The organism is Marinomonas sp. 63XJN7_9_ISO-PGPR-S23-217 (assembly GCF_056173515.1).
Map to the genome: position 1 here is coordinate 2915201 of NZ_CM149678.1, position 14139 is coordinate 2929339.

16 protein-coding genes are annotated in these 14139 nt (G+C 44.1%); 5 read left to right on the forward strand and 11 right to left on the reverse strand.

Going from position 1 to position 14139, the window contains the following annotated elements; genetic code table 11:
- Positions 1-74: 74 nt before the first annotated feature.
- Entirely contained in the window at positions 75-560 is a 486-nt protein-coding gene (locus tag AC0VYI_RS13600; RefSeq protein ID WP_475443531.1) for a thioesterase family protein, read from the reverse strand.
- 137 nt (positions 561-697) lie between these two features.
- Here AC0VYI_RS13600 and AC0VYI_RS13605 point away from each other — a divergent pair, with 137 nt between their 5' ends.
- The 4 genes from AC0VYI_RS13605 (at position 698) to choX (ending at position 4677) form a co-directional block, all read left to right on the forward strand.
- Positions 698-1654 carry a GlxA family transcriptional regulator gene (locus AC0VYI_RS13605; protein WP_475428319.1) on the forward strand — a complete coding sequence of 319 codons (957 nt, stop codon included), beginning with the start codon at positions 698-700 and terminating at the stop codon, positions 1652-1654.
- A 143-nt stretch (positions 1655-1797) separates the two neighbouring features.
- Positions 1798-2688, forward strand: a complete 891-nt coding sequence (locus tag AC0VYI_RS13610; protein WP_475443533.1) for a beta-keto acid cleavage family enzyme — start codon at positions 1798-1800, stop codon at positions 2686-2688.
- Between the two features lie 10 nt (positions 2689-2698).
- Positions 2699-3667, forward strand: a complete 969-nt coding sequence (locus AC0VYI_RS13615) for a 3-hydroxyacyl-CoA dehydrogenase NAD-binding domain-containing protein (RefSeq protein WP_475428321.1) — start codon at positions 2699-2701, stop codon at positions 3665-3667.
- A 59-nt stretch (positions 3668-3726) separates the two neighbouring features.
- The gene (choX, locus tag AC0VYI_RS13620) at positions 3727-4677 is read left to right on the forward strand and encodes a choline ABC transporter substrate-binding protein (protein ID WP_475443535.1); all 951 of its coding nucleotides are present in this window, start codon (positions 3727-3729) and stop codon (positions 4675-4677) included.
- A gap of 22 nt (positions 4678-4699) precedes the next feature.
- Here the strand turns inward: choX and murI are convergent, their stop codons facing one another.
- Genes murI through AC0VYI_RS13660 form a run of 8 tightly spaced genes read right to left on the reverse strand, consistent with a single transcriptional unit; the run spans position 4700 to position 11415 of the window.
- Positions 4700-5575: a glutamate racemase gene (gene murI, locus AC0VYI_RS13625; protein WP_475443537.1), complete on the reverse strand. Its 876-nt coding sequence runs from the start codon at positions 5573-5575 to the stop codon at positions 4700-4702.
- Positions 5572-6651, reverse strand: a complete 1080-nt coding sequence (murB, locus tag AC0VYI_RS13630) for a UDP-N-acetylmuramate dehydrogenase (RefSeq protein WP_199475842.1) — start codon at positions 6649-6651, stop codon at positions 5572-5574. The genes murI and murB overlap by 4 nt, the downstream gene beginning before the upstream one ends.
- A gap of 25 nt (positions 6652-6676) precedes the next feature.
- Positions 6677-7147, reverse strand: coding sequence for a low molecular weight protein-tyrosine-phosphatase (locus AC0VYI_RS13635; RefSeq protein ID WP_475443539.1), 471 nt, complete (start codon positions 7145-7147; stop codon positions 6677-6679).
- Positions 7144-7341: a Trm112 family protein gene (locus AC0VYI_RS13640; RefSeq protein WP_475443540.1), complete on the reverse strand. Its 198-nt coding sequence runs from the start codon at positions 7339-7341 to the stop codon at positions 7144-7146. Before AC0VYI_RS13640 ends, AC0VYI_RS13635 begins: the two co-directional genes overlap by 4 nt.
- The gene (gene lpxK, locus AC0VYI_RS13645; RefSeq protein ID WP_475443542.1) at positions 7334-8371 is read right to left on the reverse strand and encodes a tetraacyldisaccharide 4'-kinase; all 1038 of its coding nucleotides are present in this window, start codon (positions 8369-8371) and stop codon (positions 7334-7336) included. The genes AC0VYI_RS13640 and lpxK overlap by 8 nt, the downstream gene beginning before the upstream one ends.
- On the reverse strand, positions 8368-8790 hold the full coding sequence (locus AC0VYI_RS13650) for an ExbD/TolR family protein (RefSeq protein ID WP_199475845.1): 423 nt from the start codon (positions 8788-8790) through the stop codon (positions 8368-8370). The genes lpxK and AC0VYI_RS13650 overlap by 4 nt, the downstream gene beginning before the upstream one ends.
- Entirely contained in the window at positions 8787-9416 is a 630-nt protein-coding gene (locus tag AC0VYI_RS13655) for a MotA/TolQ/ExbB proton channel family protein (protein WP_199475846.1), read from the reverse strand. Before AC0VYI_RS13655 ends, AC0VYI_RS13650 begins: the two co-directional genes overlap by 4 nt.
- A 25-nt stretch (positions 9417-9441) precedes the next feature.
- Positions 9442-11415 (reverse strand): ComEC/Rec2 family competence protein, encoded by a 1974-nt coding sequence (locus AC0VYI_RS13660; RefSeq protein ID WP_475443543.1) that lies wholly within the window; start codon positions 11413-11415, stop codon positions 9442-9444.
- 43 nt (positions 11416-11458) lie between these two features.
- Here AC0VYI_RS13660 and AC0VYI_RS13665 point away from each other — a divergent pair, with 43 nt between their 5' ends.
- On the forward strand, positions 11459-11971 hold the full coding sequence (locus AC0VYI_RS13665) for a DUF2062 domain-containing protein (RefSeq protein WP_475443545.1): 513 nt from the start codon (positions 11459-11461) through the stop codon (positions 11969-11971).
- Positions 11972-12130: 159 nt separating this feature from the next.
- On the opposite strand, the gene AC0VYI_RS13670 is transcribed toward AC0VYI_RS13665, so the two are convergent.
- Positions 12131-12844 (reverse strand): ABC transporter ATP-binding protein, encoded by a 714-nt coding sequence (locus AC0VYI_RS13670; RefSeq protein WP_475443547.1) that lies wholly within the window; start codon positions 12842-12844, stop codon positions 12131-12133.
- On the reverse strand, positions 12837-14081 hold the full coding sequence (locus AC0VYI_RS13675; RefSeq protein WP_199475850.1) for a lipoprotein-releasing ABC transporter permease subunit: 1245 nt from the start codon (positions 14079-14081) through the stop codon (positions 12837-12839). Before AC0VYI_RS13675 ends, AC0VYI_RS13670 begins: the two co-directional genes overlap by 8 nt.
- Positions 14082-14139: the final 58 nt, after the last annotated feature.

Below are 14139 nucleotides of genomic sequence, written 5' to 3' on the forward strand. Positions count from 1 at the left end.
GTTTTTATTTTCTTTATTTTTTCACAACAAAATAGAGAAATATTGTCTCTTAGCGAATAATCAATGGCCGCCTATTATGACACTTTTCGGCGAATACCAATTTTTGCTCCAATTAGCCCTTGATGTTCCTCAGGATCAAAAACCATCGATAATGCCGCAATCTTATCCAAAATAAAGGCGGTAAACGGAGCGGGTTTGTGATTTGCCATATCCATATGCAATAACATGGTTTCCATTGCGGCCAGCAACTGTCCTGTACTGGCATGCTCCATTATTAATAATAAGTGTATTTTCTTCGCGTCATGATCAACAATATGAGATCTAATCACAAAACCTTCATTTAAGGACACCTCATTAAGATAATGGGTCATACTTTGCAGCGTATAAATGGAGAGTTGATGGGCTGAGCGATAATCCCTATTAAGACCAATCAAATCCATAAAACCGTCTATCCCTTTACTAAACGCAACAACATAGTAGGCGTCATTCATATGATTATTATAATCAATCCATTCTGCTAGAACTTTACCTTCAAAAACAATGGGGGCATTTGTTGCCATTACGCTTTCCTCTTACTTTATTGAAAGGTTAAGCATTATTCTAATAAACATTACTCACCGCAATTTGATAATATTCGATGATTCATCGCTCATTTTGGCAGGAACGATAGTGCGTAAATTCGATAAAAGGTGGGCTCGTGTTTAATCGCAAAGAAGATAATTTTTCTCAGCACATTCATTTTTTAATTTTACCTAACTTTTCGCTATTTGGCCTAACCTCCATGCTGGCACCACTGCGTCATGCTAATCGTTTATCCAATGAACCACTTTATACCTGGACACTGGTTTCGGAAGCTTCAGAAATGGTCCCCACCAGTGACAATATAGAAATTCGCAGTCACGCCAGCATCAAGGATATAGACAGATGTGAGTGTTTGATTATCTGTTGTGGCGCGTCACCAAATCTTTATACGCAGCGTCATATATTAGGCTTTATTCGTAAGCAAGCGGCATTTGGCGCTTATATTGGCGCACAAGATACGGGGGCCCACTTGATAGCGGCCGCCGGAGCGCTAGATGGTTATAAGAGCACGCTTCATTGGGAGCTTTTGGAAACAACGCCACCTCTCTTTCCAAATGTTAATTTCGTGCAAGAACTGTATGTGATCGATCGTAAACGTTTTGCTTGTTCAGGCGCATTGTCCGGCTTGGATATGATGCTGCACATTATCAAAATACAACATGGACACCAACTCTCGTCGAACGTCAGCAATGCATTGATCTATTCGCAACTTCGAGAGCACCACAGTCCACAAAAATTGAGTCCTATCAAGCATTTGGATTGTCGTAATAAACATTTACTAGGTGCCGTTGCATTAATGGAAAGAAACATTGAAGAGCCTCTTTCCATTGCCGAACTTGCCAACTACGTACAAATCTCCGAACGCGAACTTGAACGTCTGTTTAAACATTACCTAGACACCTCGCCGCTTATTTATTATCGACGCATTCGCTTGAACTTAGCTCGTAGTCTGTTACAGCAAACCAATGACAGTGTGACAAAAATAGCGGAGTCCTGCGGCTTTCAATCACTCTCTCACTTCTCCCGCTGCTACCAAAAAGAATTTCTCAAAAAACCCAGTGATGAACGCTGACAACCGTCGAAATACGTCTATTTATCTTCGGTTTTGTTAAAAATAATTCCTCCCGCCTCGGTATTGTGTTTTTAGCGGTTTGCATTTCTACACGAAAGCTCCGCCAAAAACACTGCCCTAGTTAGCTTGTGTGAGGATCTTATATGAATTCCGAGGTGATTATTACTTGTGCTGTCACGGGAGCTGGCAATACTGCCCACCGCAGTCCATATGTCCCGGTAACCCCCCATGAAATTGCCAATGCTGCAATAGAAGCCTGGAATGCAGGTGCCGCCATTGCTCATATCCATGTTCGCGACCCAGAGACAAAACAGTGCTCTCGTCGTGTCGACCTTTATGCTGAAGTCTGCGACATTCTTCGATCATCCAGTTGCGATGTCATTATAAATCTGACTGCTGGAATGGGCGGCGATTTGTTTCTGGGACCTGATGATGCTCCAACCCTGTTTGCCAGCGACACAGATCTTATTGGTGCAAAAGAACGCTTGCGCCACATAGAAGCACTCAAACCTGAAATGTGTACGCTGGATTGTGGCTCTCTTAATTTTGGCGACAACAATCTAGTCTACGTTTCCACCCCAGATATGCTACGTCAAGGTGCGAAAAGCATTCTTGAGCTGGGTATCACCCCCGAACTGGAAATCTTTGATACAGGCAACCTATGGTTTGCTTTGCAAATGGCCAAAGAAGGATTACTACCAGACAATGCCCTCTTCCAGCTTTGCCATGGCATTCCTTGGGGAGCACCACCGGAAATGAGTCTACTAAAAGCAATGGTTGATATGTTGCCCTCAGGAACACAGTGGACTTCCTTTGCCCTGGGTCGCCAACAAATCCCCTGGGCCGCTCAAGCCATGTTATTAGGAGGGCATGTTCGTGTTGGATTGGAAGATAACCTCTATTTACGCAAAGGCGAATTCGCCACTAACGGTCAACTTGTCGACAAAGCAGTGCACTTAGCAGAGCTTCTTGGTACACGAGTCCTTACCCCTTCTGAGGCCCGTGAAAAACTACGTTTACGCGGTATTCAATAAGGAGAACATCATGGCACGAGTAGACCCAAATAAAGTTTCAGTTGTCGGTGTGATTGGTACCGGTGTGATCGGTGGTGCATGGGCCCTACACTTTTTGCGCATGGGAATGGATGTTATTGCCTACGATCCAGGACCGAATGCGAAAGAAAAATTATTAGCCACAATTGAAAACACCTGGCCAACCATGGAAAAACTAGGCTTACGAAATAACGCCAGTAAAAACCGTTTGCACTTTGTTGAAACACTTGAAGAAATGGCAGGACAAGTTCAAGTGATTCAAGAAAGCACACCAGAAGTGCTGGAGCAAAAAAAAGCACTCTTTAAAGCATTAGATGACTTCTTACCCATAGACACGATTGTCATTTCCAGCACCTCTGGATTTAGCATGTCCAGTATGACCACGGAGCTAACCCAAGCTCCAGAACGATTCGTTGTAGGGCACCCCTTCAACCCACCTTATCTTGTGCCCTTTTGTGAAGTATGTGGCGGCGAGCGAACCAGTCAAGCAACAGTGGACTGGACAGCGGATTTCTACGAGCACATTGAGAAAAAAGTGGCCAAGATGAACAAAGAATTACCCGGCTTTATCGGCAATCGCTTACAAGAGGCATTATGGCGTGAAGCCCTGCATATGGTGGCAAATGGTGAATGTAGCGTAGAAGATATAGACAAATCCATCGCCTATGGCCCAGGGCTACGCTGGGCCATTATGGGACACTGCCTGACGTATCACTTGGGTGGAGGTCAAGGTGGCATGGCTCACCTTTTGGATCATTTCGAAGAATCTCTCAAAGAACCCTGGACCCGCCTCGAAGCCCCTGAATTAACTCAAAAACTAAAAGAGGACATGATTCAAGGTTGCCTAAATCAAGCGGACGGGGCCAGCATAAATGACCTGATAAAAGAACGAGATGAATGCCTCATCCGCATTATGCAAACACTTGATGAATACAAAAAAGAACATGGAATTATGCGCTGATATAAAAAAGTAATAATAAAACCAAGAGACTCCGGTCGAAGATTACGAGGAGAGGAACAATGAAAAAGCACTATAAACACTGGTTAAAAATCGCGGGAGGCACAACATTGTTGGCTGCAAGCTTGGTCGCATCAGCGGCTGAGCCAGAGCAATGCAAAACGGTGACCTTTGCTGATCCTGGCTGGTCAGATATCGGTGCAACCAATGCCATTACAACAACACTACTAAAAGCATTAGGCTACAAAACTCATATTATGTTGCTGGGCGTTCCTATTGTTTTTGAGAGTTTGAAAACAGGTAAAATCGATGTTTTTCAGGGTAACTGGATGCCCGTTCAAGCACATTATATTAAAAAATACGCAGACGATATCAATGTGATTCGCACTAACTTAACGGGAATCAAGTTTACCCTTGCGGTGCCAAAATATGTCTACGATGATGGAGTGAAAGACTTTAACGACCTACATAAATTCAGCAAAAAATTCCATCACCGCATTTATGGTATTGAAGCTGGCTCCGCCGTCAACCAAACCCTTCAAAACATGATCCATAATAAAGATTATGACCTTGGAGACTGGCAATTAGTGGCATCCAGCGAGCAAGGTATGCTTTCTCAAGTTGCCCGATCCGTAAAACGCCACAAATTTATTGTCTTTATTGCTTGGGAACCACACCCCATGAATATAAGATTTCATCTGAAATACTTAAGTGGCGGCGACAAGTATTTTGGCCCTAACTATGGTGGGAATACAACCGTCCAGACCATCACACGTAAAGGTTACACTAAGGAGTGTGGCAATGTTGGCAAACTTCTACACAACTTGAAATTCAGTGTGAAGATGGAAAATGAAATTATGCTAGCCGAAAAAGATGAGGGTAAAAAAGCAAAAACCGCCGCAACAGAATGGATAAAAGCCCATCCTGACGTGTTGAACAAATGGTTGGATGGGGTAAAGACCTATAACGGTCAACCTGCTTTAAGCCAAGTAAAATCAAAATTAGGAATTTAAGAAAAAGCGTAAATTTCTCTAGTCATTCAACAAGTGACTGACTCTCCACGACACTTGTTGAATGACTAGACTTCCCCATGGAGGAAAAGGTAGGTGCAATGGACGTGCTACGAACATCTAGCGTTGCTGTTTGATCTTCCACCCAGCAGCGTAAAGATTGCGCTTTGGCGATGTCTTTTGTGCTAATCAGCTCAATGCTGCCTCTATGCTCCGACGCCGCCAATCCTTGTACCTCTAATGGATAAGTTTCTTGGAGACGACGATATAATTGGGCTGTCACTCCTTCACTTGGCTCAATGATTTCGCAGTTTTCACCAAGATACTGAATAAAAATTTGCTTTACCAAAGGGTAATGGGTACAAGCCAAAACCAACGTATCTATTTCTGCTTCCAACATATGCTGACAAAGCTCTTTGATCAACCTATCAACCACAACTTCGGAAGCGGGCCACTGATCAATTTCAAAGGCCAGTGTGGGGCTCGACATAATTTGTACCTTACTATCTGACCGCCACAATTCGATTAATTCTTTTAAACGATGACTTTGTGCTGTTAATGGCGTTGCTAATACCGCAACATGACGCTTTTTGCTGACTCGAAAAGCGGGCTTCACGGCAGGCTCGACACCAATAACGGGCAACTGAGTATGAGCACGCAACGTATCAATAGCGGCAACAGTGGCTGTATTACAGGCTACAACGATGGCATAAACACCTTGCTGCTCAAAGAACTCTCCGATCTTAATCAAACGAGATTGAATCTGTTCTGGGCTTTTTTCTCCATACGGCGCAAAGGCAGAGTCCGCAAAATAGAGTAAATCCAAAGCAGGCACTTTTTTTCGAATAACATTGAGAATGGTCAGACCACCTGCGCCAGAATCCAATACGCCAATTTTCACTGAATACCACCTTCAACGACACTTGCCATGGCATCTACTGCAGGTAATTTAACAGGTTCCCGCTCCAAGAACACACCATACTTATCCAATACTGATTGCTTGATTTTAGATTCAAGCTCTAACAATGCATCCGCTTTATGCTCTGAGTAATTCACTAGCACTAAAGCCTGCTTATCGTAGACACCCACCCCCTTGTGAATAGCCCCTTTCCAGCCAGCCTGGTCAATCAACCACCCCGCCGCTAATTTAAACGCCTCGCCAAAAGGAAAAGACACCAAATTTGGAAAGCGCCTTTTTAACTCTTCATGTTGCTCAGCACCAACAATAGGGTTTTTGAAAAAGCTGCCAGCGTTAGCAAGCTTGGCGGGATCCGGCAATTTACTTTGGCGCACCTCACAAACGGCATCAAACACTTTTGCAAGCGTCACCTCACCTTGGATTTGCTGCTTAAGGCCACCATAGTTAAGAGAATAGGAAGGCAAACAGTGCAACTGCATCTCAACAGCGGTAATGATGTACCGTCCTTGCCAACGCCCTTTAAAATGACTCTCTCGATAAGCAAAACCGCAAGACTCTGCTGACAGCCACTCAAGCGTCTCTGACATAACATCTAAGACTTGGACACGTGTTAATACATCCTTAACTTCAACCCCATAGGCACCAATATTTTGTACAGGCGCAGCACCCACGGTACCAGGAATAAGTGCTAAATTTTCAATGCCATACCACTGATGCTCAACCGCATAAGCCACTAGCTGATGCCAGTTTTCCCCCGATGCTACTTGCAAAAAAACACTGTCGCCTGATGTTTCAGCCGTTTTCCCCATTAGACGGTTAATCAAGACAAGCCCAAGCACTTCATCACTAATGAGTAAGTTACTCCCACCCCCAATCACGGTCACGGGAATTTCAGCACGCTTTGCCCAACGTAATGCCTTAGTCAAGCGGTCAAGGCTATCAATCTCGGCAAAATATTGTGCTTTATGCTCAAAACGGAAGGTATTGTAGGACGCTAAGGAGACATTTTCCTGAATAAACTGTGGTTGCAAAAAGGTTTCAAGGGAATCGTCAGTCATGACATTACAGCCTTGTTAATTGAAGTTAGGAGCGAGCAGCAAGGTGCTCAACAAAAGATTGAGACATGAGTTTCAAACGCTCTCGCATTTTCACAAAACCATCCTCTTTACCATAATAGGGATCGCCAACCTCACCAAAAGAGACGCCGTCAGAAAATTCACCAAACATAACCAGCTTGGCTCGACTACTTTCAGGTTGCAATTGACGTAAGTGCTTAAGGTTGTCCTTGTCCATCGCGAGAATCCAATCAAAATAATCGAAATCCTCTAACACCACCCTTCTGGCCTTTTGTGTGGCAATATTGATCCCGATATCGGCTAATGCGTTAATGGAGCGCGAGTCAGGTCGCTCACCAACATGGTATGCCCCCGTCCCAGCCGAATCAACCTCAAGGTCAACACCATACTCAGCTGCACAAGACTCTAAAATGCCTTGCGCAGCGGGTGAGCGACATATATTTCCCAAACAAACCGTTAATATTTTGATGCGTTTCATTTTGAAGAACTGGATTCCAAACGCTCATCAGTCGTCAATGTCCGCGCCTCAGATTCAAGCAGTACAGGGATATCGTCACGAATCGGATAAGCCATCCCCCCCACTTTACTAATCAATTCTGAGCCGTCTTTGCTCAATATCAGCGGTGTTTTGGTCACAGGACAGACCAAGATATCCAATAGTACTTTATTCATGGCGTTTCTCATTTTGAATGTTGTTTAATTTTTGAAGCAATTGCGTCTTCAACTCAGCAGGTAGTTCCAACCTAACAGGCAAAAACCATACTTCATCATTAGCTAGAGACAATGCTTTACATTTTACCGCATCTTTTTCCGTCATTATAACAGGACCCAGCTTTGGTATATCATCTGCTTTATAGCCATAATGATCAGTAAACCAACGCGCACTGCCTACTTTATCCAAACCCAAAGATTTTAAAGTTGATAAAAACCGCTCTGGATTACCAATCCCCGCCATCACATGCCAAGGTTTATCCCCCTTAATGAATGCTTCTTCAAAAGAGAGTGAGCGAGAGCCATCCAAGGATAATAAGCAGTCACTTTGCAGCGCGGCGGGGATCACCTGAAAAGGCAAGCTATTTAATTTGGCGGTCAATTGCTCCGTTATACTAACAATGAAGTCCACACTCGCCAAACGTTCGACAGGCTCCCTTAACGGCCCCACTGGCAATAAATAACCATTCCCGACACCACGTTGTGCATCAATCATCGCCATTTCGATATCTCGATTCAGCGCATAATGCTGCATACCATCGTCACTGATGACTACATCCACGTCAAACCGCTCAAGCAAGCATTTTACCGCTTCAGCACGCTTAGGATAAACCACCATTGGGCACTGAGTACGGCCTGCCAACATAGCAGGCTCATCGCCGACATCTTGTGCAAAGCTTGACTCTGTCACAATTGTTGGCGCCGACAATTTGGCACCGTGACCACGAGACACAATACCGGGCTTAAAGCCCTCACTCCTTAACCATTCACACAAAGCCACCACCATGGGAGACTTACCCGTTCCACCCGTACTGATATTCCCCACAACAATAACCGGAACGGGAGCCGTATACGACAGAGCAGGATTTGCCAAGAAGACCGCCCGTTTTTTCTCCACAATACGTCGTACAAGAGGTATCAAAGGTAAAAAAAGCTGCGTCCATTTGGCCCCACCATACCAAGAACGGGTCAGTAACGATTCTAGGCTCACTTAGCTGGCTCTTTTTGTGTTGTATGAGCAATTTTTGTAATACCCAGCTGAGAGGCCGCGTCATAAATTTTCAGCACCATCTCATAAGGGGCTTTAGCGTCCGCCGTGATTATTAAAGGTCGGGAGTAATCACCATGAGCGACCTCTTTGATGCCTTGCACTAACGTATTGATTTTCTCATTAATCAGTGTTTGACCATTAATCACATATTGACCATCTGCGGTCACCACAATATCAACATCTTTACTGGTGTCATTCGCAGGAGCACCTGCTTCAGAAGAGGGCAAATCAATGGTTAGCTCGGAACTATGATTAAAGGTGGTACTGATGACAAAAAACAGCAATAACAGAAAGACCACATCAATCAAAGGCGTTAAATTGATTTGCACGTCATCTAATTTTTGACGACGAAATTTCACTGTTTAGCTCCTGATTTTGGTTCTCTTTCACCATGAAGAGCATCGACAAGCTTTGTCGACTTCTGCTCCATTGAAACAACCAATACATCAATTTGGCGACTGAAATATCGATGGAAAATAAGCGCGGGGATCGCCACACCAAGCCCCCCCGCTGTGGTTAACAATGCCTCGGAAATACCACCTGCAAGCAAAGCCATGTTACCCGCTCCTTGCTCCATCAAAACAGAGAAAACTTTAATCATACCAACTACGGTACCAAGCAAACCGAGAAGCGGCGCGACGGCGACAATGGTTCCCAACAGATTCATAAATCGTTCAAGTTCATGAATGACATGACTCGCAGCCTCTTGCATACTTTCTTTCATGGCGACACGCCCATGCTTTGAATTGAGCAAACCTGCGGCAAAAATCGCGCCCAACCCTTTCTGAGCCTGCAGAGAACGAATAAACTCGACGTTCATTTTGTCTTCGCGAAGACGTGTCATCACCTCTAATAGTAAGTTTTTGGGGGTGACTTGTGACTGACGCAACGCCCAAAAACGCTCAAGAATGATCGCAAGCGCCAAAATAGAACAAGCCAATAAAGGCCACATAAAAAAGCCACCAGTTTGAATAAAGGTTAACACTGTGCACTCCCTTCTAAATTTCTTGTTAATTTAACACAAACTCTAACGTTTCAACACGCTTGCAAGTGTCAGATTTAAAGAGAAAAAAGGCAAAAGAACAAGCCTGATGCCAGACATAAATATGATGATTCACTTTACGAAATTGCAACCTCTCATCAATTGGCACAACAATCCATTTCACTTGTAATGCAGATAAGCGCGCCAACATCGTCTTGGAAGGGACCTTCTTAAGCAACACCCAGTCAATGTGGTTTTTTATTAGACTGTTTGCTGACAGGGTTTTCTTATACGCATTGGGTAATAATATCCTCGGAGTAGATTTGGAATCGCTAATCCAGGGATCAATAAACTGACTGGACACCTTGTCATGCCAATGATCAGACATTAGTAGTTCCCCTCCGCGCTTAGCTACCAGATAGCTTCCTACATGCCATACCGTTAACAATGGCGTTCCAGCAAAGAAACCACGCGGCAATAAGAGTACGCCCCAAATAGCCACCACACCAAACCATCCGCGTTTTAGTGGCGTTTGCCATACCCAAAAAGCCAGTATACCCAACAGAAAAACTTTCAATAGATCGGAGAAAGCCAACTCAAATGATAGCAGCGGCCAATGAAACGCCACGACCTCAAGACCATGAATAACAGGCTCTAATAATGAGTCGAGCAATGCATAACAATAGAGACTGTTAAACAAACAACACGCCAAACAGGCGATGATCGCCCCTGGAAACCAAACAAACGCAGCGAATGGAATCATGATAATATTGATGACAATTGTGGCGGCTGAGACATCAGATTGCCAACCGAGAATTAACACCGAGGATGCAGTAGAAAACATGATTTGCATTACCAGCAGACGCGACCATTTTCTCTCACCTTGTACAAAACCAATTAACAAACACACCAAACTAAACGATAACCATAGCCCTGGCTCAAGCACACTTCTTGGATCAATGAGCAAGATCAACCACAATGCAAAGCCGACTGTCTTATACGGGGACAAACGTACAACAGATGCTCTGGTTAACAAATACAGACTTAGCATAATCCCTGCTCGCACCACTGGCGCCCCCCAATTGGTCAAATACGCATAGGCAAACAACAAGGGAATAATCAGTAAAGCATCCAACCGCCAAGCGGTCATCTTACCGGACAGCAAGAGTGACTCAGGCATCAATCGCCATGTCCCACGACTTAGTAAGCGCCCAAAGCCATAGACAAACCCCGTATGCAAACCTGATACAACAAACAAATGAGCCAACCCCAACACTCTAACAAGCCATTTGTCTCGTTCACTCCAGTCATCACTGTTTCCTAATAACAGGGCTTTCGTGAAGCGCCAGCTCGCAAAGTCAGCAAAACGCTTATCAAAGTAAGCATTAATCTGCTGCCTCAATGAATTTTTCTCAATAACCATACTGCTATTGTGATGACTAGCCTGATTTGCTTTATAACTAAGCCAATGAACATCTTGCAACGAGAGGCGAACAATCTGGTGATCAATATAAAGTTGCCGCTCTACCCATCCACCTTGTTTATTCGGCAGCATGAAGCTGGAGACTTTTCCAACCAACATCGGGACCGCCTTTTTGCCCTCCCCCTGTTCACTAAATGGCGTCTCTCCACGAAAAGATGGTATGGCTTTTATTGACACATTCGTAATACGTTGGCGTTCTCCATCTGGCATGGTGAGAACAAGAGTAGCCTTTGCTTTACCAAAAATAGGCTGTGTCGGTAATGGGTCGGTATAAAGGACTTTCTCTTTAAGATTGACATAAACGAGCAGCCCAGTATTGGGGCGCCAGCTCGGATTCGCTGAATAAAACCCATTGATCACGATGGAAGTAAAGGAAATTAACACTAAAATAAGGGATAAAAAGCGATGATAGCGGATTAAATAGAGACACAAGATAATGATATGAGTAGAATACAGCCACGAATATTCACGCGGCACCACAATGGCGCCAATCAAAATTGACACAATACTTAGTAACATCAGACCTCCATGTCTTACGTTGCTAACTTGACATTGACAGCTTATGCCAAAGCGCTATATAAAAAAATTTATCCCAAATCCCGAAAAACTAAGACAAAACAAAGCCCTAGGCTTATTAGGAAGTCAGATTTATGAGCCTGACCTCTGGCATCTTAGTCGCCGATCTGTTGCAAAAGCCTTTTTAAATGGGTTGTTTTGGGCTTTTATCCCAATGCCCTTTCAAATGCTTGCGTCTGCCCTTGTAGCCATTCCAATCAAAGCGAATATTCCTTTGTCTATCGCCCTTGTTTGGATAACTAACCCACTGACGATGCCCTTTGTCTTTTATTTTAATTACAAATTAGGAACATGGATACTTGGCTCAGATAGCCAAAAAAACTTCCATCTCTCCGTCGAGTGGATTTGGGCCAAGCTTGAACACATTTGGTTACCGCTGTACGTTGGTTCAGCCACCGCTGGCTTGGTCTGCGGCGTGGCGGCCTACTTTGCTATTTTGTTCGTGTGGCGTTTACACGTTATCAAACGTTGGAAGAATCGCAAGGCAAGTCGTTCATAATCTTGGACCAACAAAGCGTAACCCAATAGCTGAACACTGCAAAAAGCTAAATTATAAAAAAGCCGCTTAGAGATTCTAAAAGCGGCTTTTTGCTTATTAATGCCTTCGATACACGACTCGTATTAACATCTTCAATACAGAGTTTCTAGCATGACAACGTCACTCATCACGAATGGATTTAATTTCTCCAAGAATCGGCTTAAGCTGACCTTTTGATAAACGAAAGGCACTGTCCATCCAGCCAAGCATTTTCTCATCGTGAGTCACCACCAGGAAAGCCATATTATGGCTAATTTTCAATTCATTAATCAGCTTTTGAATTTCCTGAGAGGTAGTTTCGTCCAAGTTCCCCGTTGGTTCATCCATCAACACACAGGCTGGCTTGTTCGCTAAAGCACGAGCAATAGCAACCCGCTGACGTTCGCCACCAGAAAGCTGCGCGGGTTTATGATTGCCACGTTCTGCTAAGCCGACCTGGGCAAGCAATTGATTACCTTGCTCAATAGCGACCGATTTTGCAACGCCAGCAATCCACATTGGCATCATAATATTCTCAAGCGCGGTGAACTCAGGCAGTAAATGATGAAATTGATAAACAAAGCCCATGTCTTTATTTCTCATCATGGCACGCTTTGAATCTTTAAGGCTCGCCCAAGACACATTTGCCAACTTCACTTCACCACTGGTGGCGAGATCTAAGCCAGCCAGCAGATTTAACAAGGTTGTCTTACCTGAACCCGACGCCCCCACGATGGCGCAGGCCTCCCCTTTGTGCAAAGCAAAATCGATGGATTCAAATACGTTAACGACCTGCTTACCGTCTTTATAGTGTTTAGATAAGCTCTGGCACTCTAAAACAATGTCTTTATTCATAGCGTAACGCCTCGGCTGGTTCGACTTTTGATGCTCGCCATGCGGGATAAATAGTCGCTGCCACTGTCATAATAAATGCACTGGAAACAATCACTTTGACGTCAGACCATTCAAGCTGTGAAGGTAAGTAATCTATGAAATACACTTCTGGACTTAAAAATTGCACATGCAATAGTTCCTGCAACCAATTCACTAAGGTACTAACATTCAGCGCCAATGTAATGCCGCAGGCTAGACCAATTAAGGTGCCGACTAAACCAATAAACATACCCTGAACAATAAAAACACACATGACTTGCCGAGATGTCAGTCCCATAGTTCGCAAAATAGCAATGTCATTGCGCTTATCGGTCACCACCATAACCAAGGTAGATACAATATTGAACGCTGCTACCGCAACGATGAGTAGCAACAACAGCCCGATCATGGTTTTTTCCATTTTAATCGCATGGAATAAATTCCCCTGCGTGCTGGTCCAATCACTGACGCGATTTTCTCCTGGAATAGCGCGAGCAATCTGCCAAATTTTAGTTGGCGCCATAAACAAATTATCAAAACTAATACGCAGCCCTTCGACTTGATTAGGTTGGTAACGCTTCAAGCGAGCAGCATCTTTGTAATTTATGTACGCTAAAGAGGCATCCAACTGAGCGCCAATTTGAAAAATCCCCACCACGGTAAAACGTTTTAATTCTGGAGAAATGCCCGCAATCGATACATTGGCCCTAGGCAGAATAGCGGTAACCTTGTCACCTACTCCCACTTGTAACATTTGTGCCAGCTGAGATCCTAAGACAATGCCGTAAGGTGTTGTATTAAGCGCCTCTAACGAGCCTTGTATCATGTGCTTACCAATGATAGAGACTTTTTGCTCCATTTTTGGATCAATACCATTAAGCAACGCCCCATGAACACTTGAGCCAGCTTGGAACATCACTTGCGCTTCAGTATGGGGAGCAACCGCTTTAACACCAGGCATCGCTTCAATTTTTTTCATATCCTCTTGCCAATGTGGCAAAGTGGGATTTCCCCACAAGGTGGCTTGAGGAACCATTCCTAATATGCGTTGCTGAAGTTCACGATCAAAGCCATTCATAACGGACAGTACTGTAATTAATACCGTCACCCCCAGAGCAAGCCCTGCAACAGAAGAAAAACTAATAAAGGAAATAAAATGATTGGAACGCTTTGCTCTCGCATAGCGTAAGCCAATAAGAACGGGAAGAAAGTTAATCAAAGTGAGTCCTTATATACGAAAAATGAAGGAGGCATAAAAGCCTCCCTCATCATTTACG

What these genes read in the sequence shown, in the direction of transcription:
- AC0VYI_RS13600 (WP_475443531.1), bottom strand. Translation starts at nt 560, where the DNA reads ATGGCAACAAATGCCCCCATTGTTTTTGAAGGTAAAGTTCTAGCAGAA.
- AC0VYI_RS13610 (WP_475443533.1), top strand. Translation starts at nt 1,798, where the DNA reads ATGAATTCCGAGGTGATTATTACTTGTGCTGTCACGGGAGCTGGCAAT.
- AC0VYI_RS13615 (WP_475428321.1), top strand. Translation starts at nt 2,699, where the DNA reads ATGGCACGAGTAGACCCAAATAAAGTTTCAGTTGTCGGTGTGATTGGT.
- choX (WP_475443535.1), top strand. Translation starts at nt 3,727, where the DNA reads ATGAAAAAGCACTATAAACACTGGTTAAAAATCGCGGGAGGCACAACA.
- murB (WP_199475842.1), bottom strand. Translation starts at nt 6,651, where the DNA reads ATGACTGACGATTCCCTTGAAACCTTTTTGCAACCACAGTTTATTCAG.
- AC0VYI_RS13635 (WP_475443539.1), bottom strand. Translation starts at nt 7,147, where the DNA reads ATGAAACGCATCAAAATATTAACGGTTTGTTTGGGAAATATATGTCGC.
- AC0VYI_RS13640 (WP_475443540.1), bottom strand. Translation starts at nt 7,341, where the DNA reads ATGAATAAAGTACTATTGGATATCTTGGTCTGTCCTGTGACCAAAACA.
- AC0VYI_RS13660 (WP_475443543.1), bottom strand. Translation starts at nt 11,415, where the DNA reads ATGTTACTAAGTATTGTGTCAATTTTGATTGGCGCCATTGTGGTGCCG.
- AC0VYI_RS13665 (WP_475443545.1), top strand. Translation starts at nt 11,459, where the DNA reads ATGCCAAAGCGCTATATAAAAAAATTTATCCCAAATCCCGAAAAACTA.
- AC0VYI_RS13670 (WP_475443547.1), bottom strand. Translation starts at nt 12,844, where the DNA reads ATGAATAAAGACATTGTTTTAGAGTGCCAGAGCTTATCTAAACACTAT.